At 68.8% G+C, this 24291-nt stretch carries 26 protein-coding genes; 20 read left to right on the top strand and 6 right to left on the bottom strand.

What is annotated here, in order from left to right:
• Positions 1–3: 3 nt before the first annotated feature.
• From ACYAF3_RS25280 to ACYAF3_RS25265, 4 genes are all read left to right on the top strand, one after another.
• A complete protein-coding gene (locus ACYAF3_RS25280; RefSeq protein ID WP_003120140.1) occupies positions 4–990 on the top strand; it encodes a 2-hydroxyacid dehydrogenase in 987 nt (328 codons plus the stop codon).
• Between the two features lie 167 nt (positions 991–1157).
• Positions 1158–1874 carry a gluconate 2-dehydrogenase subunit 3 family protein gene (locus tag ACYAF3_RS25275; protein ID WP_003110746.1) on the top strand — a complete coding sequence of 239 codons (717 nt, stop codon included), beginning with the start codon at positions 1158–1160 and terminating at the stop codon, positions 1872–1874.
• Positions 1875–1876: 2 nt separating this feature from the next.
• Positions 1877–3652, top strand: a complete 1776-nt coding sequence (locus ACYAF3_RS25270; protein WP_033982877.1) for a GMC family oxidoreductase — start codon at positions 1877–1879, stop codon at positions 3650–3652.
• Positions 3653–3663: 11 nt separating this feature from the next.
• Positions 3664–4983, top strand: coding sequence for a cytochrome c (locus ACYAF3_RS25265; protein ID WP_003120138.1), 1320 nt, complete (start codon positions 3664–3666; stop codon positions 4981–4983).
• 72 nt (positions 4984–5055) lie between these two features.
• On the opposite strand, the gene ACYAF3_RS25260 is transcribed toward ACYAF3_RS25265, so the two are convergent.
• A complete protein-coding gene (locus ACYAF3_RS25260; RefSeq protein WP_019371787.1) occupies positions 5056–5952 on the bottom strand; it encodes a LysR family transcriptional regulator in 897 nt (298 codons plus the stop codon).
• Positions 5953–6038: 86 nt separating this feature from the next.
• On the opposite strand from ACYAF3_RS25260, the gene ACYAF3_RS25255 reads away from it, so the two are divergent.
• The gene (locus ACYAF3_RS25255) at positions 6039–7109 is read left to right on the top strand and encodes a CTP synthase C-terminal region-related (seleno)protein (protein ID WP_116680124.1); all 1071 of its coding nucleotides are present in this window, start codon (positions 6039–6041) and stop codon (positions 7107–7109) included.
• On the opposite strand, the gene ACYAF3_RS25250 is transcribed toward ACYAF3_RS25255, so the two are convergent.
• A complete protein-coding gene (locus ACYAF3_RS25250; RefSeq protein WP_003117816.1) occupies positions 7073–8278 on the bottom strand; it encodes an MFS transporter in 1206 nt (401 codons plus the stop codon). The two genes, ACYAF3_RS25255 and ACYAF3_RS25250, sit on opposite strands and share 37 nt — an antisense overlap.
• 146 nt (positions 8279–8424) lie before the next feature.
• On the opposite strand from ACYAF3_RS25250, the gene ACYAF3_RS25245 reads away from it, so the two are divergent.
• From ACYAF3_RS25245 to ACYAF3_RS25235, 3 genes are all read left to right on the top strand, one after another.
• A complete protein-coding gene (locus ACYAF3_RS25245) occupies positions 8425–9015 on the top strand; it encodes a TetR/AcrR family transcriptional regulator (protein WP_003113746.1) in 591 nt (196 codons plus the stop codon).
• A gap of 7 nt (positions 9016–9022) precedes the next feature.
• Positions 9023–9538, top strand: a complete 516-nt coding sequence (locus tag ACYAF3_RS25240; RefSeq protein ID WP_003089295.1) for a GNAT family N-acetyltransferase — start codon at positions 9023–9025, stop codon at positions 9536–9538.
• 121 nt (positions 9539–9659) lie between these two features.
• Positions 9660–11357, top strand: a complete 1698-nt coding sequence (locus ACYAF3_RS25235) for a peptidoglycan D,D-transpeptidase FtsI family protein (RefSeq protein ID WP_003113747.1) — start codon at positions 9660–9662, stop codon at positions 11355–11357.
• A 7-nt stretch (positions 11358–11364) separates the two neighbouring features.
• Here ACYAF3_RS25235 and soxR read toward each other — a convergent pair whose 3' ends face one another.
• Positions 11365–11835 carry a redox-sensitive transcriptional activator SoxR gene (gene soxR / locus ACYAF3_RS25230; RefSeq protein ID WP_003089301.1) on the bottom strand — a complete coding sequence of 157 codons (471 nt, stop codon included), beginning with the start codon at positions 11833–11835 and terminating at the stop codon, positions 11365–11367.
• Positions 11836–11912: 77 nt separating this feature from the next.
• Between soxR and pumA the strand changes: the two genes are divergently transcribed.
• Positions 11913–12290, top strand: a complete 378-nt coding sequence (pumA, locus tag ACYAF3_RS25225; RefSeq protein WP_003089304.1) for a monooxygenase PumA — start codon at positions 11913–11915, stop codon at positions 12288–12290.
• 24 nt (positions 12291–12314) lie between these two features.
• Here the strand turns inward: pumA and ACYAF3_RS25220 are convergent, their stop codons facing one another.
• Positions 12315–13376, bottom strand: coding sequence for an NAD(P)-dependent alcohol dehydrogenase (locus tag ACYAF3_RS25220; RefSeq protein WP_016852901.1), 1062 nt, complete (start codon positions 13374–13376; stop codon positions 12315–12317).
• A gap of 208 nt (positions 13377–13584) precedes the next feature.
• On the opposite strand from ACYAF3_RS25220, the gene ACYAF3_RS25215 reads away from it, so the two are divergent.
• From ACYAF3_RS25215 to arsH, 5 genes are all read left to right on the top strand, one after another.
• The gene (locus tag ACYAF3_RS25215) at positions 13585–14475 is read left to right on the top strand and encodes an AraC family transcriptional regulator (protein ID WP_003113750.1); all 891 of its coding nucleotides are present in this window, start codon (positions 13585–13587) and stop codon (positions 14473–14475) included.
• Positions 14476–14553: 78 nt separating this feature from the next.
• On the top strand, positions 14554–14904 hold the full coding sequence (locus ACYAF3_RS25210; protein ID WP_031805314.1) for a metalloregulator ArsR/SmtB family transcription factor: 351 nt from the start codon (positions 14554–14556) through the stop codon (positions 14902–14904).
• 13 nt (positions 14905–14917) lie between these two features.
• Entirely contained in the window at positions 14918–16201 is a 1284-nt protein-coding gene (locus ACYAF3_RS25205) for an arsenic transporter (protein ID WP_003122742.1), read from the top strand.
• Positions 16202–16232: 31 nt separating this feature from the next.
• Entirely contained in the window at positions 16233–16703 is a 471-nt protein-coding gene (locus ACYAF3_RS25200) for an arsenate reductase ArsC (protein WP_003112098.1), read from the top strand.
• Positions 16704–16714: 11 nt separating this feature from the next.
• On the top strand, positions 16715–17407 hold the full coding sequence (gene arsH / locus ACYAF3_RS25195; RefSeq protein WP_128669686.1) for an arsenical resistance protein ArsH: 693 nt from the start codon (positions 16715–16717) through the stop codon (positions 17405–17407).
• 12 nt (positions 17408–17419) lie between these two features.
• Here arsH and ACYAF3_RS25190 read toward each other — a convergent pair whose 3' ends face one another.
• Entirely contained in the window at positions 17420–18274 is an 855-nt protein-coding gene (locus tag ACYAF3_RS25190; protein ID WP_003122741.1) for a helix-turn-helix transcriptional regulator, read from the bottom strand.
• Between the two features lie 287 nt (positions 18275–18561).
• On the opposite strand from ACYAF3_RS25190, the gene ACYAF3_RS25185 reads away from it, so the two are divergent.
• From ACYAF3_RS25185 to ACYAF3_RS25160, 6 genes are read left to right on the top strand one after another with little or no spacing between them, the layout of a single operon-like run.
• A complete protein-coding gene (locus ACYAF3_RS25185) occupies positions 18562–18990 on the top strand; it encodes a hypothetical protein (protein WP_003089323.1) in 429 nt (142 codons plus the stop codon).
• A 6-nt stretch (positions 18991–18996) separates the two neighbouring features.
• The gene (locus tag ACYAF3_RS25180; RefSeq protein ID WP_121377735.1) at positions 18997–20454 is read left to right on the top strand and encodes a M48 family metalloprotease; all 1458 of its coding nucleotides are present in this window, start codon (positions 18997–18999) and stop codon (positions 20452–20454) included.
• A complete protein-coding gene (locus ACYAF3_RS25175) occupies positions 20451–21122 on the top strand; it encodes a hypothetical protein (protein ID WP_003144110.1) in 672 nt (223 codons plus the stop codon). The genes ACYAF3_RS25180 and ACYAF3_RS25175 overlap by 4 nt, the downstream gene beginning before the upstream one ends.
• Positions 21119–21781 carry a hypothetical protein gene (locus tag ACYAF3_RS25170; protein ID WP_003089328.1) on the top strand — a complete coding sequence of 221 codons (663 nt, stop codon included), beginning with the start codon at positions 21119–21121 and terminating at the stop codon, positions 21779–21781. The genes ACYAF3_RS25175 and ACYAF3_RS25170 overlap by 4 nt, the downstream gene beginning before the upstream one ends.
• Positions 21782–23326 carry a M48 family metallopeptidase gene (locus ACYAF3_RS25165; protein ID WP_116349833.1) on the top strand — a complete coding sequence of 515 codons (1545 nt, stop codon included), beginning with the start codon at positions 21782–21784 and terminating at the stop codon, positions 23324–23326.
• Positions 23313–23948: a hypothetical protein gene (locus ACYAF3_RS25160; protein WP_023089133.1), complete on the top strand. Its 636-nt coding sequence runs from the start codon at positions 23313–23315 to the stop codon at positions 23946–23948. Before ACYAF3_RS25165 ends, ACYAF3_RS25160 begins: the two co-directional genes overlap by 14 nt.
• A gap of 12 nt (positions 23949–23960) precedes the next feature.
• Here the strand turns inward: ACYAF3_RS25160 and ACYAF3_RS25155 are convergent, their stop codons facing one another.
• Positions 23961–24248, bottom strand: coding sequence for a hypothetical protein (locus ACYAF3_RS25155; RefSeq protein ID WP_003089338.1), 288 nt, complete (start codon positions 24246–24248; stop codon positions 23961–23963).
• Positions 24249–24291: the final 43 nt, after the last annotated feature.

Genomic DNA, 24291 nt, shown 5'->3' with positions numbered 1-24291 from the left:
CCGATGAAGAAAGTGGTTCTCTACAAACGTCTCTCCGCGCCCCTGATGGAACGCCTGCGCGAACGGGTCGAGGTGCTCCTGGTCGAGGAGCCCGGCCGCGACGGCCTGGCCCGCCTGCGCGACGCCCTGCCCGAGGCCCACGGCCTGCTCGGCGCCAGCCTGCGCCTGGACGCCGGACTGCTCGACCTGGCACCGCGACTGGAAGCCATCGCCAGCGTCTCGGTGGGCGTCGACAACTATGACATCGACTACCTCGACCGCCGCGGCATCCTCCTCAGCAATACCCCCGACGTGCTCACCGAGACCACCGCCGACACCGGCTTCGCGCTGATCCTGGCGACAGCCCGGCGGGTAGTGGAACTGGCCGGCTGGGTGCGCGCCGGGGAATGGAAGAAGAGCGTCGGCGCCGCCCAGTTCGGTACCGACGTGCATGGCAAGACCCTCGGTATCGTCGGCATGGGCCGCATCGGCGAGGCCCTGGCCCGGCGCGGGCACCACGGCTTCGGCATGCGCGTGCTGTACCACAGCCATAGCCCGAAGCCCCACGTCGAAGAACGCTACGCAGCGAGCTACCGCCCCCTCGACGCGCTGCTCGAGGAATCCGACTTCGTCTGCCTGACCCTGCCGCTGACCGCCGCCACCGAAGGCCTGATCGGTGCCGCGCAGTTCGCCCGGATGCGCCCGCAGGCGATCTTCATCAACATCTCTCGTGGCCGGGTGGTCGACGAGGCGGCCCTGATCGAGGCCCTGGCCCAGCGGCGGATCCGCGCCGCCGGCCTCGACGTGTTCGAGCGCGAGCCGCTGTCTCCCGACTCGCCGCTGCTGCGCCTGCCGAACGTGGTGGCCACTCCGCACATCGGCTCGGCCACCGAGGAAACCCGCGAAGCCATGGCCCGCTGCGCGGTAGACAACCTGCTGGCCGCCCTCGCCGGCGAGCGGCCGCTGAACCTGGTCAATCCTTCGGCCTGGGCGCGACGGCGAGGCGCCTGAAGGCCGCGCCGGGCCGACGCCCGGCGCGCCGTTCTGCTTCACTTGCCGGTATTGGCCTGCCTGAATCCTTGCTGAAACGTTTTTTCAACGTGACACATGAACTTATAATTAGCCTGCTAATCATTATCAGAAAGACGAAACCGTGATGATCCAGAGAGGACCCCACCATGCCCGATGACAAGGCCGTCAACGGCCGCCGCGACTTCCTGCGCAAGACCCTGACCGTGATCCCGGCGGTGACCCTGGCCGGCTATGGCGTCGGCCATGCCATGCAGACGCCCGCCGCCGAGCAGGACAAACCCCGCGAACGCTACCAGCCTCGCTTCTTCACCAACACCGAATGGGCTTTCGTCAACGCCGCGGTGGCGCGACTGATCCCTAGCGACGACAACGGCCCCGGCGCCATCGAGGCCGGGGTGCCGGAGTTCATCGACCGACAGATGGAAACCCCCTACGGGCACGGCGCACTCTGGTACATGCAGGGGCCGTTCGTCACCGACGCCGCGCCGGAGTTCGGCCATCAGTTGAAGCTGGTGCCACGCGACATCTACCGGGTCGGCATCGCCGCCCTGGAACGCTGGAGCAAGGCCAACCAGGGCAAGCCGTTCGCCGAGCTGGAGCCGTCGGCGCAGGACGACATCCTGCAACGCCTGGAAGCCGGCCAGATCGACCTGCAGGACCTGCCGGCCAAGCTGCTCTTCGGCCAGTTGCTGCAAAACACCCACGAAGGCTTCTTCTCCGATCCGCAGCACGGCGGCAATCGCGGCCTGGTGGGCTGGAAGCTGGTCGGTTTCCCCGGCGCCCGCGCCGACTTCATGGACTGGGCCGACCGCGGCGAGAAGTATCCCTTCCCGCCGGTGGCGATTTCCGGCGAGAGGGGTTGAACATGGCGACGACACTCAAACCGGTGGACGCGGTGGTGGTCGGCTTCGGCTGGACCGGAGCGATCCTGGCCAAGGAGCTGACCGAGGCCGGGCTCAACGTGGTGGCGCTGGAGCGCGGCGAGAACCGCGATACCTATCCCGACGGCGCCTACCCGAACACCCTCGACGAGCTGACCTACAACACACGCGGCAAGCTGTTCCAGAATCTCTCCAAGAGCACCGTGAGCATCCGCCACGGGATCAACGACACCGCGCTGCCCTACCGTCAGCTCTCCGCCTTCCTTCCCGGCGACGGCGTCGGTGGCGCCGGCCTGCACTGGTCCGGCGTGCATTTCCGGATCATGCCCGAGGAACTGCGCCTGCGCAGCCATTACGAGGAACGCTACGGCAAGAAATTCATCCCCGAAGGCATGACCATCCAGGACTACGGGGTCAGCTACGAAGAGCTGGAGCCGCACTTCGATTTCGCCGAGAAGGTCTTCGGCACCTCCGGCACCGCGCATACGGTCAAGGGCCAGGTGGTCGGCAAGGGCAATCCGTTCGCCGCCGACCGCTCGGACGACTTCCCGCTGCCGGCGCTGCGCCAGGTGTACTCCGCGCAACTGTTCCGCAAGGCCGCCGAGGAACTCGGCCTGCACCCCTACGACCTGCCGGCGGCCAACGCTTCGGGGCCCTGGACCAACCCCTACGGGGTGCAGATGGGGCCGTGCAACTTCTGCGGCTTCTGCAGCGGCTACGCCTGCTACATGTATTCCAAGGCCTCGCCGAACCTGAACATCCTGCCGGCGCTGCGCCAGACCCCGCTGTTCGAACTGCGCGCCAACTGCAACGTGCTCAAGATCAACCTCGACAGCGACGGCAGGCAGGCCACCGGCGTGACCTACGTCGACGCCCAGGGGCGCGAGATCGTGCAGCCGGCGAAGCTGGTGATCATCAGCGCCTTCCAGTTCCACAACGTGCGCCTGCTGCTGCTCTCCGGCATCGGCAAGCCCTACGACCCGCGCACCGGCGAGGGCGTGGTGGGAAAGAACTTCGCCTACCAGAACATGGCCACCATCAAGGCGTTCTTCGACAAGGACGTGCATACCAACCCCTTCGTCGGCACCGGCGGTGGCGGCGTGGCGGTGGACGACTTCAACGCCGACAACTTCGACCACGGACCGCTGGGCTTCGTCGGCGGCTCGCCGATGTGGGTCAACCAGGCCGGCTCCAAGCCGATCGGCGGCCTCGCCGTGCCGCCCGGCACGCCGAGCTGGGGTAGCGGCTGGAAACAGGCGGTCAAGGACGCCTACACGCACACCGTGTCGATGGACGCCCACGGCAGCAACATGACCTACCGCGACAACTACCTCGACCTCGACCCGACCTACAAGGACGCCTACGGCCAGCCACTGCTGCGCATGACCTTCGACTGGAAGGACAACGAGATCCGCATGAGCCGCTACGTCACCGAGCACATGCGCAAGATCGCCGAAGCGATGAACCCGAAGGCCATCTCGGTGAGCGTCAAGAACTTCGGCGACCACTTCAATACACGGGTCTACCAGACCACCCACCTGCTCGGCGGGGCGATCATGGGCAGCGATCCGAAGACCAGTGTGCTCAACCGCTACCTGCAGAGCTGGGACGTGCACAACGTCTTCGTCATGGGCGCCTCGGCCTTCCCCCAGGGCACCGGCTACAACCCCACTGGGCTGGTGGCGGCGCTGGCCTACTGGTCGGCCAAGGCGATCCGCGAGCAATACCTGAAGAACCCCGGTCCGCTGGTGCAGGCATGAGGAGCGCAACGATGAAACCGACAGCCTTCCTCGCCCTCTCCGCCCTCGCCTGCGGCATCGCCCAGGCCGCCGCAGCGCCGGACCCGGCCCTGGTCAGGCAGGGTGAATACCTGGCCCGCGCCGGCGATTGCGTGGCCTGCCACACCGCCAGGGACGGCAAGCCGTTCGCCGGGGGCCTGCCGATGGAAACGCCGATCGGCGCGGTGTACTCGACCAACATCACCCCGGACCGCAAGACCGGCATCGGCGACTACAGCTTCGAGGACTTCGACCGTGCCGTGCGCCACGGCGTGGCCAGGTCCGGCGACACGCTCTACCCGGCGATGCCCTACCCGTCCTACGCGCGAGTCAGCGAAGCGGACATGCGCGCCCTCTACGCCTACTTCATGCATGGCGTGGAGCCGGTGGAGCAGCCCAACAAGGCCAGCGACATCCCTTGGCCGCTGTCGATGCGCTGGCCGCTGGCATTCTGGCGCTGGACCTTCGCTCCCGAGGTGAAGGACTTCCAGGCCGCCGCCGGGCAGGACCCGGTGCTGGCGCGCGGCGCCTACCTGGTCGAAGGCCTTGGCCACTGTGGCGCCTGCCATACCCCGCGTGGGCTGGGCATGCAGGAGAAGGCCCTGGCGGCGAGCGATGGCGCGGCCTACCTGTCCGGCAGCGCGCCGCTGGAGAACTGGATCGCCAAGAGCCTGCGCGGCGACCACCGGACCGGACTGGGCAGCTGGAGCGAAGCCGACCTGGTCAGCTTCCTGCGTACCGGCCGCAGCGAGCGCAGCGCGGTGTTCGGCGGCATGTCCGACGTGGTGGTGCACAGCATGCAGTACATGACCGACGCCGACCTCACCGCCATCGCCCGCTACCTCAAGTCGCTGCCGCCGGCGGACCCCGCCGACCAGCCGCACGTCTACGACGAGAGCGTGGCCCAGGCACTGTTCCACGGCGATGACAGCAAGACCGGCGCGGCGCTCTACGTCGACAACTGCGGGGCCTGCCACCGCACCGACGGCAAGGGCTATGCGCGGGTCTTCCCGGCCCTGGCCGGCAACCCGGTAGTGACCGGCAGCGACCCGACCTCCCTGGTGCACATCGTGCTCAAGGGCGGCACCCTGCCGGCCACCCACCAGGCACCGTCGAGCTTCACCATGCCGCCGTTCGGCTGGCGGATGAACGACCAGGAGATCGCCGACGTGGTCAACTTCATCCGCACCAGCTGGGGCAACCAGGCGCCAAGCGTCAGCGTCGACGAGGTCAGGCGCCTGCGCAAGGACACCGGCGCGGCGGCGGTGGGCGACATTCCGCCGCCGGGACCGGCCGCGGCGGATCGCGGCTGAGCGCCAGGCCTGCCATTCCAGCCCCTCTCCCGCTCGCGGGAGAGGGTTGCCATACCAGGCACGGCCACCCCTTCACTCATCTCCCAATCGCACATGCCGCCCCAGCTCGTCGAACAACGCGACCACCGAGCGCAACGCCCGGCAGTCCGGACGGGTCAGTAGCCACAGGGCGCTGGAGCAGCCCTCGAGGTCGGCGTCCAGTACCCGCAGGCCGTCGCCGTCGCGTAGCAGGTAGGCAGGGATCGCCGCCAGGCCGAGGCCGGCGCGGGCCATCTCGGCGACCGCCAGCACGCCGTTGCAGCGGTAGGCCGGCAGCACCCCGGGATAGTGTCGACGACGCCAGACCACGCTCGGGTGGTCGGGAAGAAAATCGTCCGGGGCGATCCAGTGCAGCATGGCGGGCTCCGTCGCGTCGCGGCCCTCCAGGTAGCGTTCGCTGGCGCAGAGCACGTAGCGCACCTCGCCGAGGTTGCGCCCGACCAGGTGTTCCGGCGGCGTGCGGGTCATGCGCAGGGCGATGTCGGCGTCGCGCCGGCTGAGGTTGGCAAAGTCGTTGGAGGTCGCCAGCTCCAGTTGCAGGGCCGGATAGCCAGGCATGAAGCGCGCCAGCGCCGGCAGCAGCAGGCCATGCAGGACGGCGTCGGAGCAGGTCATGCGCACGGTACCGCTGAGCACCTCGCGCTCCAGTTCGAGGCCGATGCGCGCCGCCTCCAGCGCCTGCTCCGCCAGTTCCGCCTGCTGCGCCAGACGGCGGGCGGTCTGGTTCGCCAGGTAGCCGCTGCGGCTCTTGTCGAACAATGCCTTGCCGAGGTTCTTCTCCAGCCGGCGGATGGCCCGGAAGACCGTCGACACATCGACCCTGAGCAACTCTGCGGCCCGCGCCAGGCTGCCGCCGCGAACCAGGGCGAGGACCAGGGCAAGATCGGCATGGTCCAGGCGATATTGCAGCGGTGCATTCATCTTTTGCATTGGCGCCGATATCGAGTGCGGAAACGCAACTATAGAGTGAGCGCCAGGGCCCGCCAACCGGCGTGGCGAAACTGGAGCGAAAACGGATGTCCACCCCTCCCGCGGCGCCGCTGCGCATTGCCCTGGTCGGCGACCACGACCCGCACATCACCGCCCACCGGGCGATTCCCCTGGCCCTGCGCCTGGCCGGCGAGGCACTCGGCCTGGAGATCGCATTCGACTGGCTGGCCAGCGACCGCCTGCCCGCCGAGCCGGCGCTGGAGCGCTATGACGGGTTCTGGTGCGTGCCGGGCAGCCCCTATCGCGACGCCGACGCGGTGCTGCGCCTGATCGCCCATGCCCGGGGCCGGCGCCGGCCGTTCCTCGGTACCTGCGCCGGCTTCCAGCACACGATCCTCGAGTTCGCCCGCAACGCCCTCGGCTGGCAGGCGGCGACCCATGGTGAGGAGCATCCGCACAGCGACCAGGCGGTGATCGCCGCCCTGCCCTGCGCTCTGCTCGAAGCCCGCGAGGAAGTCCGCCTGCTGCGCGGCTCGCGCCTGGCCCTGGCGTATGCCGCCGACTGGATCGAGGCGGACTACCATTGCCGCTACGCAATCGCCCCGCGCTTCGCCGCGGAACTTACCGGCGGCGCACTGCGGGCCAGCGCCTGGAGCGCCGACGGAGCGATCCGCGCGGTGGAGCTGGAACAGCATCCGTTCTTCGTCGCCACCCTGTTCCAACCCGAGCGGGCAGCCCTGGCCGGCGTCCTGCCGCCACTGCCGAAGGCATTCGTCGAGGCGTGCCGGACGCAGCGCCGCGACCACCCCCGGCGCGGCCCGACACCTTATTACGCAGTGATCTTCAGCTCCCATCGCAGCGCCGTCGACGACGGCTACGCCGAAGCGGCCGAGCGCATGCTGGAACTGGCCAGCCGCCAGCCGGGCCATCTCGGCGTGGAGTCGGTCCGCGGCGGCGACGGTTTCGGCATCACCGTCTCCTACTGGGACAGCGAGGCGGCGATCCGTGCCTGGAGCCGCCACGCGGAGCACCGCGACGCCCAGGCGCGCGGCCGGCGCGACTGGTACGCCGGTTTCAGCGCGCGGATCGCCCGGGTCGAACGCGAATACGCCTTCCCGGCTCAGCCGGACACCGCGCAGTCTCCGGCCTCGTCCTGAGCCAGCACCCGGAAGCAGGCCAGGGCCAGCAGCCAGGCCAGCCAGCCGGCGCCGACCGCGACGAGGAAACCGCTGGCGGCGCCGTAGCCCTCCACCACCCAACCAGCCAGCGCCGAGCCCAAGGCCATGCCGATGCCCAGCCCGGTGATGGCCCAGGTCAGGCCTTCGGTGAGGCGCGCCGGGTCCACCGCGCGCTCGACCAGGCCCATGGCCAGGATCATCGTCGGCGCCACGCTGAAGCCGGCCACCAGCACGGTCAGGGCAAGCGCAAGGATGCTCTCCACCCCTAGCAGCGGCATCAGGCTCAGGGCCATCAGCGTAACCATGCAGAGCAGTTGCCGGGAAAGCGCCAGGCGCCAGCGCAGCAGCCCGAACAGCAATCCCGCGAGACATGAGCCGACGGCATAGACCGACAACACCAGGCTTGCCGCAGCCTTGTTGCCGTGCGCCTCGGCGAAGGCCACGCTGACCACTTCCACCGCGCCGAAGATCACCCCGATGGCGGCCAGCACCAGCGCCAGCACGCGTACCGCCGGATAGGCCAGCGCGCTGCCGGCGCGGCGCCGCGGATGGGCATGCAGCGGCGGTTCGGTGCCGCGTTGCAGGCTGAACAGGCTCACCCCGGCGACCAGGAACAGCGTCGCCAGCAGCGGCCCCGCCTCGGCGAACCAGCCGACGCTGAGGCTCACCGCCAGCACCGGCCCGATGATGTAGCACACCTCGTCCATCACCGATTCGAAGGAAAACGCCGTGTGCAGCTTCGGCGAGCCCCGGTACAGCTCGGTCCAGCGCGCCCGTACCATGGCCGGCATGCTCGGCATCGCCCCGGCGAGCAAGGCGAACAGGTAGAGCCAGGCATTCGGCGCTCGATAGTGCGTACACAGCAACAGCGCGCTCATCGCCAGGGCGCTGGCCAGCGCGGCCGGGAGCAGCACCCGGCCCTGGCCGAAGCGGTCCACCAGGCGCGATACCTGCGGCGCGAGCAAGGCATTGCAGAACACGAAGGTGGCCGCCACGGTACCGGCCAGCCAGTAGTCGGCATGCACCTGGGAAAGCATGGTGACGATGCCCAGGCCGGTCATCGACAGGGGCATCCGCGCCAGCAGGCCGGCGGCTGAAAAGCCCTTGGCGCCGGGCGCGGCGAACAGTTCGAGATAGGGGTTGCTCATGGAAAGCCTCGGCTGGCCGGCTCCAGCGGAACCGGCGACGACGGGAGAAGACGAAATTAACATACGCTGCGTATGTCAAAAATCATGGAGACATACGCAGCGTATGTCAATTATCCTGAAGCCCCTTCGCCACCCGGAGACCTCGCATGGCCCGCAAGCCTCGCGCCGAGATGATCGAGGAAACCCGCGCCAAGCTGATCGACGCCGCGCGCCGAGCGTTCGCCGACAACGGCTACGCCGGCGCCTCGATGGACGAACTGACCGCCAGCGCCGGCCTCACCCGCGGCGCGCTGTATCACCACTTCGGCGACAAGAAAGGCCTGCTGGCCGCGGTGGTGCAGCAGATCGACGACGAGATGAATCTTCGCCTCGGCGCCATCCTGGCTGCCGGCGAGGACCTCTGGAGCGGCTTCCGTGCCTACAACCGGGCCTACCTGGAAATGGCCCTGGAAGCGGAAATCCAGCGCATCGTCCTGCGCGATGCCCCGGCCATCCTCGGCAGCCCCAGCAGTGAGGCCAGCCAACTGCGCTGCCTAAGCTCGATGACCGGGCAACTGCGCGAACTGATGGACAGCGGGCGGGTCCGCCGCACCGACGCCGAGGCCCTGGCCTGGCTGCTCAACGGCGCGCTGGTGGACGCCGCCCTGCGTATCGCCAACGCCGAACACCCGCCGGAGAGCCTGGCCAGGGCCTGCCAGGCCCTGGACGTGCTGCTCGACGGCCTGCTCATGGAGTGAAAAGCCAATGGACTACCGCATCAGAACCAGCCGCGACGAGGACGCCGCGCTGCTCCCGGCCATCGAGCGCTCAGCCGGGGAAAGCTTCCGCCTGCTGCCCGAGCTGGCCTGGATCGCCGACGCCGGGGTCGCCGGGGTGGACTTCCATCGCCGCCTGATCGAGCGCGGCAGCCACTGGCTGGCGGAAGACGCCGATGGCCAGCCGGTCGGTTTCCTCGCCGCCGAACGCTGCGCCGACGAGTTGCACATCGCCGAGTTGTCCATCGCCCAGGCCCACCAGCAACAGGGCCTGGGCCGCCGCCTGCTGGAGCGCGCGGTGACCTACGCCCACGCCAGCCACTGCCGGGCGCTGACCCTGACGACCTTCTGCGACGTGCCCTGGAACGCGCCGTTCTACGCACGCCTGGGCTTCCAGCGGCTGACCTGGCAGGAAGCCGGCGAGCGCTTGCGCGCGATCCTCGGCCACGAGCAGGAGATCGGCTTCGCCGCCGACAGCCGCTGCGCGATGCGCCTGGTGCTCTAGACGGCGGCAAAGGGCTTGACCGGCGGGTGGCGGGTGACGGTACAGTTGCCAACTGCAACAGGATGTTTCAGCACTGCCCCGGACGGGCTTCCGCTCTCCCTCTTCCCCAGTGTGCCCTTGCATGAGCAGTCAACGCCGAAACTACCGCTTCATCCTTGTCGTCACCCTGTTCGTCCTCGCCTCCCTGGCCGTCTCCGGACGGTTGGTCTATCTCCAGGTCCACGACCACGAATTCCTCGCCGACCAGGGCGACCTTCGCTCGATCCGCGACCTGCCGATCCCGGTCACCCGCGGCATGATCACCGACCGCAACGGCGAGCCGCTGGCGGTATCCACCGAAGTCGCGTCGATCTGGTGCAACCCCAGGGAAATGGCCGCCCACCTCGACGAGGTGCCGCGCCTGGCCGGCGCCCTGCACCGCCCCGCGGCGGCGCTGCTGGCCCAGCTCCAGGCCAACCCGAACAAGCGCTTTCTCTACCTCGAGCGCGGCCTGTCGCCGATCGAGGCCAGCGAGGTGATGGCCCTGGGCATAACGGGGGTACACCAGATCAAGGAATACAAGCGTTTCTACCCCAGTTCCGAGCTGACCGCGCAGTTGATCGGCCTGGTCAACATCGACGGCCGCGGCCAGGAAGGCACCGAACTGGGCTTCAACGACTGGCTGAGCGGCAAGGACGGGGTACGCGAGGTGGCGATCAACCCGCGCGGCTCGCTGGTCAACAGCATCAAGGTGCTGAAGACGCCCAAGGCCAGCCAGGACGTGGCCCTGAGCATCGACCTGCGACTACAGTTCATCGCCTACAAGGCGCTGGAAAAGGCCGTGCTCAAGTTCGGCGCGCACTCCGGCTCGGCGGTCCTGGTGAACCCGAAGAGCGGGCAGATCCTGGCGATGGCCAACTTCCCCTCCTACAACCCGAACAACCGCGCCAGCTTCGCCCCGGCCTTCATGCGCAACCGCACCCTCACCGATACCTTCGAGCCGGGCTCGGTGATCAAGCCGTTCAGCATGTCGGCGGCGCTGGCCTCCGGCAAGTTCGACGAGAACAGTCAAGTCAGCGTGGCACCGGGCTGGATGACCATCGACGGGCACACCATCCACGACGTCGCCCGGCGCGACGTACTGACCATGACCGGGGTGCTGATCAACTCCTCGAACATCGGCATGAGCAAGGTCGCCCTGCAGATCGGACCCAAGCCGATCCTCGAACAGCTCGGCCGGGTCGGTTTCGGCGCGCCGCTGTCGCTGGGCTTCCCCGGCGAGAACCCGGGCTACCTGCCGTTCCACGAGAAATGGTCGAACATCGCCACCGCCAGCATGTCGTTCGGCTACAGCCTGGCGGTGAACACCGCCGAGCTGGCCCAGGCCTACTCGGTGTTCGCCAACGACGGCAAGCTGGTGCCGCTCAGCCTGCTCCGCGACAACCCGCAGAACCAGGTGCGCCAGGCGATGGACCCGCAGATCGCACGGCGCATCCGGGCGATGCTGCAAACCGTGGTGGAAGACCCGAAGGGCGTGGTCCGCGCCCGCGTGCCGGGCTACCACGTGGCGGGCAAGAGCGGCACCGCGCGCAAGGCCTCGGGCCGGGGCTACGCGGACAAGTCCTACCGTTCGCTGTTCGTCGGCATGGCGCCGGCGTCCGACCCGCAACTGGTGCTGGCGGTGATGATCGATTCGCCGACCAGGATCGGCTACTTCGGCGGCCTGGTCTCGGCGCCCACCTTCAGCGACATCATGGCCGGATCGCTACGCGCCCTGGCGATCCCGCCGGACAACCTGCAGGACAGCCCGGCCGTCGCCGACCGCCAGCACCACGGCTGACCGCTGCCTAGCCGTCGTGCTCGCGGCCCTCGGCGTCCAGCCAGTGCGCTCCCGGCCCCTCGGCGGAAAGCTGGTCGCCGGGGTTGCGCAACGGGCAGGCCTGGAGCGACAGGCAGCCGCAACCGATGCAGCCGTCCAGTTGGTCGCGCAACAGCAGCAGCTTGTCGATGCGCTCGGTGAGATCCTCCTTCCACTGCGCCGACAGGCGCGCCCAGTCCGCCGCGCTAGGGCTGCGCCCCGCCGGCAGGGTCTGCAGGGCGCGAGCGATCTCCGCGAGGGGAATGCCGACCCGCTGGGCGACCTTGATCACCACCACCCGGCGTAGCGTCTCGCGACTGAAGCGCCGCTGGTTGCCGGCGTTGCGCTGGCTGCTGATCAGCCCCTTGGTTTCGTAGAAATGCAGGGCGGAGACCGCCACGCCGGCACGCCTGGCCAGTTCGCCGACGCTCAGTTCACGAGATGCGCAGGAATTCTTCATGATTGGCTTGACCTCAAGTTTGCTTGAGGTTTTACCCTGGGCCGGCCCTCGACACAAGTCACCCGGAGTAACCCGCCATGCTCATCCCCTCCTCCTACTGCTGCACCGACGATCAGTGCCCGGCCGCTAGCGAGCGGTCGCCGTGCTACGCGCAACTCATCGATATCGAGGTGGAACCCGCCAGCCAGTTGTCGCTGGCGCTGGAACAGAACGCGCACCTGCAACGCCTGGAACGCTGCTTCAGGAACTGCCCGGGCTACCTGTCCGCCAGCCTGCACCCCAGCGAGGACGGCCAGCACGTGCTGAACTACACCTGCTGGCGTTCACGCGAGGACTGCGAACGCGCCTGGCAGGCCCGGGAGGACGCGCAAGGCCCGCTGAGCGCGGGCGTCTGGCGGCTGGGGGCGAAAAGCGTGCGTTTCGAGACCTTCCTGGTCGACGCCGAGGGCTGCTGAGCCCGCCGGCGCCGACGGCCCGTCTCAGAAGGACTTCTGCAGGGAGGCCATGTCGATCACGAAGCGATACTTCACGTCGCTGGCCAGCATCCGCTCGTAGGCCTGGTTGATCTGCTGGATCTCGATCATCTCGATGTCGCAGGCGATCCCGTGGGTCGCGCAGAAATCCAGCATTTCCTGGGTCTCGGCGATGCCGCCGATGGCCGAGCCGGCGATCGAGCGGCGTCCCATCACCAGTTGCGCACCGTGCACCGCCGGCTCCAGTGGCTCGAGCAGGCCGACCAGTACGAGGGTGCCGTCGCGCTTGAGGGTCGCCAGATAGGGATTGAGGTCATGCTGGTGCGGCACGGTGTCCAGGATCAGGTCGAAGCGTCCGGCGACGGCGGCCATCCGCTGTGGGTCGGTGGAAAGGATCACCTGGTCGGCGCCGAGCCGCCGCGCTTCCTCTTCCTTGCCCGGCGAGCGGGTGAACAGGGCCACCTCGGCACCGAGCGCCCTGGCGAACTTCAGGCCCATGTGACCGAGGCCGCCCAGGCCGACCACCGCCACCCGGCTGCCGGGACCGACCTTCCAGTGACGCAGTGGCGAGTAGGACGTGATCCCGGCGCACAGCAGCGGCGCCGCCGCCTTCGGATCGAGCCCCTGGGGAATGCGCAGGACGAACCTGGCCGAGACCACGATGCGCTCCGAGTAGCCGCCGAAGGTCGGCAGGCCGTCGTGGCGGTCGCGGCCGTTGTAGGTCAGGGTCGGGTATTCCGCGCAATACTGCTCCAGGCCCTCGGAGCAGGCGGCGCAGTGCCGGCAGGAGTCGACCATGCAGCCGACGCCGACCAGTTCGCCGACCGCGAAACCGCTCACCGCCTCGCCGACGCTGGCGACCCGGCCGATGATCTCGTGGCCCGGCACCAGCGGGTACAGGCTGTTGTGCCATTCGTTGCGCGCCTGATGGAGGTCCGAGTGGCAGACGCCGCAGTAGAGGATGTCGATCACCAGGTCGTCGGCGCGCGGCGCGCGGCGTTCGAAGCGATGGGCGGTCAGCGGGGTGCTGGCGGACTGGGCGGCGTAGCCGCGGATCTGTAGGGTCATCGGTGTGTCCTCTTCGCAGGATGGCGGGCCGCGACGGCTTGCTGGCGGCGGTCCGTTCGGGGGGCAATTGTTCGCCGGATGGGCGCCGCCGCAGAATGTCCATTCCTGTCGAAGCCTTGCCCATTCGTGCCGATGTTGCGTGCCGCCACTGCCCAGGCGCGCACGGGGTTGCTACGTTTGCCTCCCCTCCTGGAGAAACAGCCAAGGCATGAGCACTACTTCCACCGACATGGCGTCGCTGATCGCCACCCTGCAAGACGAACCGGGTTTCGACGCCACCCGCATCCCCGGGGTTCGCCTGATGCGCGCCGAACAGGCCTATCCGCGCAGCCCGGTGTTCTATGAGCCGCGCATCTGCATCCTCGCCCAGGGCCAGAAGATCGGTTTCCTCGGCGGCGAAACCTACCGCTACGACGCCGAACGCTACCTGGTGATGTCGGTGCCCCTGCCGTTCGAATGCGAAACCCACGCCTCCGCCGCCGAACCCTTGCTGGGAGTGAGCGTCGACGTGGATATCGGCACCTTGAAGGAACTGCTGCTACAGATGGAAGAGGCTCCCGGCAGCGACGACGACAATGAGCTGGCACCCAGCGCGCCGATGGCTTCGGTACCGCTGGACGCGGGGATGGCCGATGCGGTGATGCGCCTGCTGGGCTGCCTGCAGAGCCCGCTGGACAGCCATATCCTCGGCCCGCAACTGGTCCGCGAGATCATCTTCCGCGCCCTGCGCAGCGAGCAGGGCAACGCCCTGCGTGCGGTGGCCGGCCGGCACAGCGGCTACGGGCGCATGGCCAGGGCCCTGCGGCGCATCCACACCGACTACGCCAGTGCGCTGGACATCGACACCCTGGCTCGCGAGGCGAACATGAGCGTGTCGACCTTCCACCACAACTTCAAGGCGATGACCTTCACCTCGCCCCTCCAGTACCTGAAGAGCGTGCGCCTGTACAAGGCCTGGAGCCTGATGGTGCAGGACGGGCTGAACGCCAGTACCGCCGCCAACCAGGTCGGCTACGAGAGTCCCTCGCAGTTCAGCCGCGAGTTCAAGCGCTACTTCGGGCGCACGCCGAGCGAGGAAGTCCAGGCCGCCCGCCGCTAGCCGGCGGGAGCGGGGGCGCTTGCAATACATACGGATATCCGTATATTCAGCTTTCCATATATCCAGGAAGGCCCAGCGATGCCCAGCCCCGCCGAAGTGTTCAAGTGCCTGGCCGACGAGACGCGTGTTCGCGCCACCCTGCTGATCGTCGACCAGGGCGAACTGTGCGTCTGCGAACTGATGTGCGCCCTCGCCGACAGCCAGCCGAAGATCAGCCGCCACCTGGCCCAGTTGCGCAGTGCCGGGCTGCTCCTCGACCGTCGCCAGGGCCAGTGGGTGTATTACCGCCTGAACCCTGCGCTGCCGGCCTGGATCCACGAAGTCCTGCAAGTGACCCTGCGGGCCAACGGCGACTGGCTGCAAGCCGACGCAGCGCGCCTGCGCAACATGGACGGCCGCCCGCAGCGCGCCTCCGCCTGCTGCCAATAGCGCGAGCCGCCCCATGCTGATCGCCTTCGCCATCTTCCTGTTCACCCTGGTCCTGGTCATCTGGCAGCCCAGGGGCCTCGGCATCGGCTGGAGCGCCAGCATCGGTGCCCTGCTCGCCCTGGCGCTGGGCAGCGTCGCGCCGGGCGACATCCCGACCGTCTGGAACATCGTCTGGAATGCCACCGCCACCTTCATCGCGGTGATCGTCATCAGCCTGCTGCTGGACGAGGCCGGCTTCTTCGAATGGGCCGCGCTGCACGTCGCGCGCTGGGCTGGCGGCGACGGCCGGCGCCTGTTCGCCTTCTGCGTGCTGCTCGGCGCGGCGGTCTCGGCGCTGTTCGCCAACGACGGCGCGGCGCTGATCCTCACGCCCATCGTGATGTCGATGCTGCTGGCCCTGCGCTTCAGCCCGGCGGCGACCCTGGCCTTCGTCATGGCGGCGGGCTTCATCGCCGACAGCGCCAGCCTGCCGCTGGTGGTCTCGAACCTGGTGAACATCGTCTCGGCCGACTACTTCGGGCTCGGCTTCGGCGAGTACGCCGCGGTCATGCTGCCGGTAAACCTGGTGAGCGTCGCGACCTCCCTGCTGGTGCTGTTCCTCTATTTCCGCCGCGACCTGCCGCCGGTCTATGCGCTGGAGCAATTGAAGCCGCCGCGGGCGGCGATCCGCGACCGCGCGACCTTCGTCGTCGGTGGCTGGATGCTGCTGGTCCTGCTCGCCGGGCTGTTCGCCCTGGAGCCGCTGGGCGTCCCCGTCAGCGCGGTGGCCGCGGCCTGTGCGGCGCTGCTGCTGGCGGTGGCCGGGCGCGGGCGGGTGATCTCGACCCGGCGGGTGCTGCGCGAAGCGCCCTGGCAGATCGTGGTCTTCTCGCTGGGCATGTACCTGGTGGTCTACGGCCTGAAGAACGCCGGTCTCACCGACCTCCTGGCGCAGCTCCTGAACCGCCTGGCCGAGCACGGCGTATGGGCGGCCGCGCTGGGTACCGGACTGCTTTCCGCCGCCCTCTCGTCGGTAATGAACAACATGCCCAGCGTGCTGCTCGGCGCCCTGTCGATCCAGGCCAGCGACACCGCCGGCGCGGTGCGCGAAGCGATGATCTACGCCAACGTCATCGGCTGCGACCTGGGTCCGAAGATCACCCCTATCGGCAGCCTGGCGACGCTGCTCTGGCTGCACGTGCTGGCGCGCAAAGGCATGCGCATCACCTGGGGCTACTACTTCAGGGTCGGCGCCCTGCTGACCCTGCCGGTCCTGCTGGCGACCCTTTCGGCCCTGGCCCTGCGCCTGGCCATCTGACGGCCGCCGGCGACGGCGGCAGGAGCATCCCATGCGAGTCCTGTTCATGTGCACGGCCAACAGTTGCCGCAGCATTCTTTCCGAAGCCATGTTCAACCACCTGGCCCCGCCGGGTTTCGAGGCATGCAGCGCCGGCAGCCAGCCCAGCGGGCGGGTGCATCCGCGCAGCCTGGCGACCCTCGAACAGGCCGGCATCGCCACCCACGGCCTGTACAGCAAGGGCAGCGAAGCCTTCGAAGGCGCACCGCCGGACATCGTCATCACCGTTTGCGACGCCGCCGCGGGGGAAGCCTGCCCGCTGTATCTCGGCGCAGCGCTGAAGGCCCATTGGGGCCTGGCCGATCCCTCCGCCCTGGATGGCGACGAAGCCCTGCGGGATGCGGCGTTCCACGCCACCCTGGCACGCATCGAACAGCGTTGCCGAGCCTTCCTCGGCCTGCCCTTCGCTACCCTGGATCGCGACCAGCTCAAGCGTGAGCTGGAGCGCATCGGCTCGCTCTGACCGGAGGAAGCATGTCCGAACAACTACCCAACCTCGATCCCGCGCTGCTCGGCGACCCGCCCCCCGTCTCCGGGCACAGGCCGCGCATCCTCCTGCTCTACGGCTCGACCCGCGAGCGCTCCTTCAGCCGCCTGCTGGTGCTGGAGGCCGCACGCCTGCTCGAACGCTTCGGTGCCGAAACGCGGATTTTCGACCCTTCCGGGCTGCCATTGCCCGATGATGCACCGGTGGAGCATCCCAAGGTCCGCGAGTTGCGCGACCTGGTGCAGTGGTCGGAAGGCCAGGTCTGGTGCTCGCCCGAGCGCCACGGTGCGCTGTCCGCGGTATTCAAGGCGCAGATCGACTGGATTCCCCTGGCACTCGGGGCGGTGCGCCCGACCCAGGGCAAGACCCTGGCGGTGATGCAGGTCTGCGGCGGCTCGCAGTCGTTCAACGTGGTCAACCAGTTGCGCGTGCTGGGTCGCTGGATGCGCATGTTCACCATCCCCAACCAGTCCTCGGTTCCCAAGGCCTACCTGGAGTTCGACGAAGCGGGCCGGATGAAGCCATCGCCCTACTACGACCGGGTGGTCGACGTGATGGAGGAGTTGTTCAAGTTCACCCTGCTCCTGCGCGAGCGCACGGACTTCCTGGTGGACCGCTATTCGGAGCGCAAGGAAAGCGCCAAGCAGCTTTCCGCGCGGGTCGACCAGCGTTCGCTCTGAACCGCGTCCGCCTCACTCGCGCCCCGGCGGATGGCCGAAGCGCGCGCGGTAGGCATGGGTGAAGTTTTCCGGACTGGAGTAACCCAGGCGATAGGCTATCTGCGCGATCTGCCAGCGACCCTCGCGGACCATCTGCCGGCCGATCTCGAGACGCCGGTCGCGGACGTACTGCAACATCGAGCGACCGAACTCGTTCTTGAAAATCCGCCGCAGGGTGGTTTCGCCGACCCCCAGTTGGCGCGCCAGTTCGAGGCTGGCCGGCGGCTCACCGAGGTTCGCCTCCAGCAGGCGGCGCGCTTCATGGGCCAGGTCGCGCTGGGCGCGTGGGGTGCGCGCGCGACGAAGGTCCGCGCCGCCCAGGTAGGCGGCCAGCTCCACCAGCAGGCCCAGGGTCAGGCTCTCTTCGTGCAGACGTCCGAGGGCGCCGCGGTATGGATTCTGGTAGAGGCGCTCGAACAGGGCGGTGATGGCGCCGCAACGGGACAACTGGGTAAAGCTCGCGCCGTCGCCCTTCAGCCGCGCCAGCGGCCGCAAGGCGCCATCGCCGGTTTCCAGTTCCTCTTCCAGATAGCTGGCGGCGATCCGCAGCCCGCCCAGGCGCACGCGGCTGCCCGCCGGCAGGATATCGAAGGCCTCCATCGGCTCGCCGGTGCCGAGCACCGAAGGACCGCCCAGGTTGTAGAGATAAGGCTCGCCGCCGTCGACGCTGTGCCGCCACTGGCCGTCGAACATCTGCACGATGCACAGGCCTTCCGGCAGCACCTTGTGGGTTCGCAGCGGCTCGGTGAAGCTCAGGTCGCAATCGAAATACTGCATCGACGGGCGCACCGTCCGCGCCTGGTAGTGACCGGTGGCGCTTCCGAGCATTTCGCGCGCGTCGAGGATCTGCGACTGGCTCAGGGGTGAAGGAGCGTCGAAATAGAGCTCCGTGTCGTGGTAGGGATTCCAGCTTTCCATGGCGTAGGTATCGGTGGGACGCAACCATCTGAACCGGTTCAGGCAGCGGCTTTCCAGGATGGTTCCGTGCGCTGATCGAACCGAACCTGTGGGCGACGACGCTTTTCCTGTGAGCGGCGGCCGCCTCGGTTGTTCGTGGCTCGCGCCTGTATTAATAGATGCGCCCCTTTTACATCGCGTTGCCAAAGGGGGCGAGAATGATAGCAAAGTGGACTGCGGCACTGCTGATGGGCGCACTGGCGTGGGGATCCTGCACGGCGCAGGCAGAAGAGGCGCGGCCGCCAGTCGCCGACAAGGTGGTGGCCTACCAGGGCCAGCAGGGGCTCAAGGTCTGGACCCTGCGTATCGGCGAAGCGGCGGCCGGCGAAGCGCTGTTGCAGGTCGAAGGTCTGGACCACGACTGGGACCGCCTGATCCACAAGGTAAAAGTGGAAAAGAGCGCCAGGGACAGTCGCTACTCCACCGAACTGAACGGCAGCAAGTATGTGATCCTGATCGTGCGCGACGGCTGGGGCGAGCTCTACCTGCCCGGCGAACAGCAGACGCGGCAGGTCGCCTATAGCGAGTCGCTGTCGTCCGCAGGCGAGCCCCAGGCATTCCTGACCGACTACCTCGAGCAGAAATAAACGCGGATGAGCCACGATACGCTGCGGGTAAGGCTGCTCGCATTACTCTTCCTGATTCCCCTGGCGCTCTACGCCTGGTCCGCCGTGCAGGCCTTCCGGGTCGACTCGACCCTGCGCGACGAACAGTTCATGCGCGACTGGAGCGCCTCGGTGCGCAACGACCCGGACACCGCCGGCGCCATTCCCCGTCACCTGTTCCGTCCGGCCTATGGCGTCGAAGGTCATCTTCACCAGTTCGCCGAAGACGCCGAGGCCATCCGCCGCGACCATCCTTGGCTGGCTCTGCGCGGCTGGCTGGCCGCTATCGGCAAGCTCTGCGCGCTGGCGTCGGCGCTGGTCGCGGCCGCCTTGCTGGCGAGACTGGAATACGACGGGCGCCGCTCGATGCGCTCGCAAGCCTACCTGCTCGGCCACCTCGCGCCGGCCTGGCGGCGCCTCGGTCGACTGGTCCCGCTGCACGCTGGCCTGCTGGTCGCCGCCCTGGCCAGCCAGTTGCTCTACGAAGCGCTGTGGAGCTACAGCCACCGGCACAGCCACGGCTTCGTCGCCCTGCTCTTCTCGCTGCCGCTGTGGCTGCTGTTCCTCGGCGGCCTGCTCATGCTGCGGCGCCTGCGCGGCGAACTGCTGCCGCTGGAGGAACCGGTGCTCCACCTGCTCGGCCGCGAACTCGACCGGGTCGCCGCGCCCGGCCTCTGGCAATGGCTGGGACAGATCGCCGACCGCGCCGGAGCGCCGCTACCGGACCATGTCGTCACCGGCATCGAGCACTGCTACTTCGTCACCCAGGCCAAGGTCCTGCTGGCGCCCCGCGGCATTCCGCTGGAGGGGCGTACCCTGTACATCCCGCTGACCTATGCCTCGGTCATGAGCGAGGCCGAAAGCGCCGCGATCATCGGCCACGAACTGGGCCACTTCGCCGCCGGCGACACCGCCCACGGTGCATCCCTGTCGCTCCTGCAGCGGCAGGTGCGCCTGCGCATCGAACGCATCGCCGCCCCCGAGGATGGGCATGTCGGCCTGCTCGGCAAGCCGGGCCTGTGGGCCGCGCTGTACTTCCTCGATCGCTTCGAGCGCGCCTACCTGCACTGGAATCGCCGCCAGGAACTGGCCGCCGACAAGGTCGGGGCGCGGGTAGCCGGCGCGCGGGTCTTCGCCATCGCGCTGCTACGCACCTGCGCCCTTGCAGGACTGATCGAACGCCTGCTGGCCAGCCCGCAGACGCGCAACCTGGTGCATGCGCTGACCGACCATCTGCGCGGGAACTCCCTGGAACTGGACGAACACGACAGCGCTCGCCGCCTGGAACACCCCTTCGACAGTCACCCGCCGACCTTCCAGCGGATCGCGGACCTTTCCCTGGCGCTCGACGACGATCTGCTGCGACAGGCAAGGCGCATCGTCAGCGCCGACGACACGCAGTGGCTCAACCGCCTGCTCGATGCAGGCCACGGGGAAAGCCGGTGATCCCGCCGGGCGCGCAAACGCCCTGCCCCCCCGGGACAAGGGGCGACGAAGCCACGCAGTTGCGGCGCTTCGTCGCCAGCGTCCCCAACCGGATAAGCATCGGCGCCGCCCGTGGCGCGGCGCCGCTGTCCGCCCTGCTCGGCCTGCTGCTGCTCGGCGGCGCCTGGACCTTGCGCGACCACCCCGGTCCCGGCCATGAGGCGGCGGCGCTGTGCCTGCTGGCGGCGGCCGCCCTCCTCATGTGCCTGGCCTGCCTGCAGCGCAACGCCAGGAACGCGCCGTTCCTCGTCCTCGGCCAGGGGCGCCTGCGCGCCCGTAGCCTGTCGGCGCCGCTGGACCTGCTGGAGGTCGCCGACCTGCGCCTGGAGGACGGGGTCTGGTTCTCCGCGATAGTCCTCGAACTGCACGGCAAGGCGCTACCGGCACCATCCACGCGCCCGCTCGATCCGTTCGCCGCGCGTGCCGTCAGCGAATGCCGGGACGGCCCACGGGTTCGCCTGCTGTCCCCCGGCTGGCGCCTCAACGGTCGCAACCTGTCGCTACTGGAAGCCGCGGAGGTCATCGACCTCTACCTGGACATCGCCCGCGCCCAGGCCCGGCTCCGCCAACTGGGCGAGATCCCGCCCAGTGCTTCCTCTTCACTCCCAACTCCAAGGATATTTCCATGAGCAACCAGGAACCCCGGGACCTCGTCTCCAACCTCGCCGAAACCCTCGGTGCCGAACACGAAGAGCTGAACCAGGCGAAGACCGCCGAGGTCATCGCCCACCTGGAGCGGGTGATCGCCAACGTACCGCCGGCCACCGAGTTCACCAATACCCGCAAGTACGTGGTGCTGGGTCCGCTGCTGAGCATCGTGCCCTTCATCATGACCGGCATGTGGTTCTCCCAGGGCAAGCCGGGGGTCGGCGTCGTCGGCTTGCTGCTCGGCCTGTTCGGGCTGTTCCTCGGCTACCAGCATCGCAACTCCGGCAAGACCCCCTTCATGCGCCTGACCCGTACCCAGCTCTGGGCCGACAGCCTGTCGGCTCCGGTCGAGCTGGCCGACGTCATCGATTTCAGCGTCAAGGCCGACATGCTGCAAACCACCCAGACCCTCCACCTGCGGCCCGAAACGCCGCTGCCGACCCATCGCGCCGTACGCCAGGTGTTCGCCTCCCAGGCCATGGCCTTCAAAGGCAAGGACCCGCGCATCACCATCATGTCGGCCGGCCTGCAGAGCGATGGCAAGAAGCTGGACTGCGACGACATGGCGGCGATCCTCGACGCCTACATCCAGGCCGCCCACGCCCAGCGCTACCTGCAACAACTGCGCAGCCAGGGCTGAGTGAAGGGCACGGTCCATCCGCGAAGGCTGCTGCTTTGCCTGGTGCTGGTTCCAGCGCTGCTGGCGGGGCTCGGCGCCTGGCAGTCCTGGCGCGCCGAGCAGCAGGCCGAGCGACTGGGCGCCGCGCAGCAGCGGGTCGAGCGCGCGCTCGCCGAAGCGCGGGCGCTGCCGCCGAGGGCCAGCGTCCGGGTGGACGGCCGGGCCTATGTGCGCGACCTGGCCCTGGCGCGGCTCGACGAGCGACTCGCCGACACACGAAGCGCACAGCGCCTGAATCGCTTCGCCGCCGTCCTCGCCGATAGCGGAGCCTGCCTGGCGGCGCTGGTCGCCGTATTGGGAGCCGTCTCCCTGGCCGGCATCGCCGGCGCCGCACGCAGCGCACTGCGCTCGCGTCGCTGCCTGCTCCTGTGGTTCGAGCTGGGCCGACGCCTGCTGCCCTGCCTGCTCCTCGCCCAGATCGGCCTGCTCGCCCTGGCCCTGGCCTGTGCCGGAACGTTCGAGATCCTCGGGCTGTGGCGGGTCGGCCAGGTTCCGGTCAGCGAAGGACGCACCCAACTGAGCGTGGCGCTGATCCTTCTCGGCCTGCTGGCGTCGGCGTGGCAAATGCTGGCGAAGATCAGCCGCTTGCGCCTGCGCCCGGCGCCGGCCCTGGATGTCATCGGCCGCCGGCTGGGCGAAGAGGATGCACCGGAACTCTGGACGCTACTGCGCGAGCTGGCGGCGCGCCTCGACACGCCAGCCCCGCAGCACCTGTTGGTAGGTCTCTGCGACGGCTTCTACGTGACCGCCAACCGCGTCTGCCTGCAACCTTCCGGCGAGCATCTGCAAGGACGCAGCCTATACCTCTCGCTACCGTTGCTGGGCCTGCTGGACCGCGCCGAACTGAGTGCAGTGATCGCTCACGAACTGGCCCACTTCGCCGGCCGCGACGCCCATTACAGCCTGCACTTCCTGCCGATCTACCAGGGCGCCGCAAGCCAACTGGCCGCCATCGAGGAGCAGGAAGCCAACGTCTTCGAACGTGCGGCACTGGAACCGGCGCGACTGTTGGCCGGGTACTTCCTCGAACGTTTCGGCCTCGCCGTGAACCACTGGAGCCGCCTGCGCGAATTCGCCGCCGACCGCCGCGCCGCACAACTGGCCGGTGCGCCGGCGATGGCCTCGGCCCTGCTGCGCAGCGCGGCGGCCGGCGCGCCGATACGGGCGTTCCTCGAACACTGCCTGCTCGCTCCGGCGCGCGCGCCGGACAACCTGGTGGACGCCATCCACGTCTACCTGGGCCAGTCCGGCCTGGAAGCACCGGCCCCCGGGGCGGAGGGACTCCCGGTCCATCCGCAGGATACCCACCCTCCGCTGGGCCTGCGCTGCACGGCGCTGGGAGAGAGCTTCGAACGCACCTGGGCCGGGACCGCCGGCCGGGCCGTTCCGACACGACCGCCGAGCCAGGCGCTGGGCGTCTGGTTCGGCGCCCCCCTGGCGTTGAGCCGAGCGCTCAGCGCCGACCTGCTCGGCAAGACCTGTGAGAATCCCCATGCAAGAAACTGACGAAACCCTCGACGAACTGCCGCCGCTGGAAGCCCGCTGCGAGATCCGCGAGGTCTCGCGGGGCACCGCCTGCGTTGCCCTGCTCGCTGGCCTGGTGGCTGGCGCCACCGGTCTCTGGCTCGCTTCGCTGCCCAACGCCTGGCGCCTGGCCAGTGGCCAATGGCTGTTCTGGCTGCCAGCCGCGCTGCTGCTGGGCGGCGGCCTGTACGCCTGCCTGGCGGGCGTGTTCCTCTACCGGCGCCACGGCCAGGTCGCGCTCACCCTGACCCCGGAGAGCATCACCTTCGCCAACGCGCCGCAGGTGCCGATGTACACCTTCCAGTCGCTGGAGATCGAGCGTGGGCGCTGGTTGGAACTCACCTTCGCGACCACCTTCGATTGCACGGCACCGCGCTTCGACAGCCATGCCCGTTTCGACCCGCGGGCTTTCGCCCGCCCCGAAGCCCGTGCGGTGGCCGGCGGCAAGCGGGTCAAGCTGGCGCTGTGCGGCGCCGCGCTGGACGGCCAGGAAATGGAGCTGGAGTCGCTCGCACGACTGATCTACCGGTACATCCTCGCCGGCCATCGCCAGCGCGCCCTGCAACATCATCGCGCGCCCGGGAGCGACGGCAGCGGGGCCTGAAGCGAGCAACGCTCAGGCTGCGCGCTGGCGCTGCCAGTCCACCGCGGCTTTCAGGCGCGCCACCACCTTGCGCACGAAGAGCGGGTCGTCCGCCACGCAGAGTTCCGCGCTGACCCACTCCGGCCAGCCGGCCCCCTGGCGTTCGCGGGCACCCAGCAGGCGCTCGACTTCGTCGCGCACGGCGCGCTCCAGGCGTTCGCTGGCACGATTGCGGGACAGGTGGAGGCGCAGGCAGGCCTGTTTCTCGCGCTCCAGGGCGCGGCGTCGGGACAGCGGCAGTTCGGCAAGGTTGTGGCTCATGATCGGTGCTCCTTGTCGCGCAGGCAGGCGATTTCCGATTACT

Source organism: Pseudomonas sp. TZ252 (genome assembly GCF_056110345.1).
This window is presented reverse-complemented; position numbering and strand designations above follow the sequence as displayed.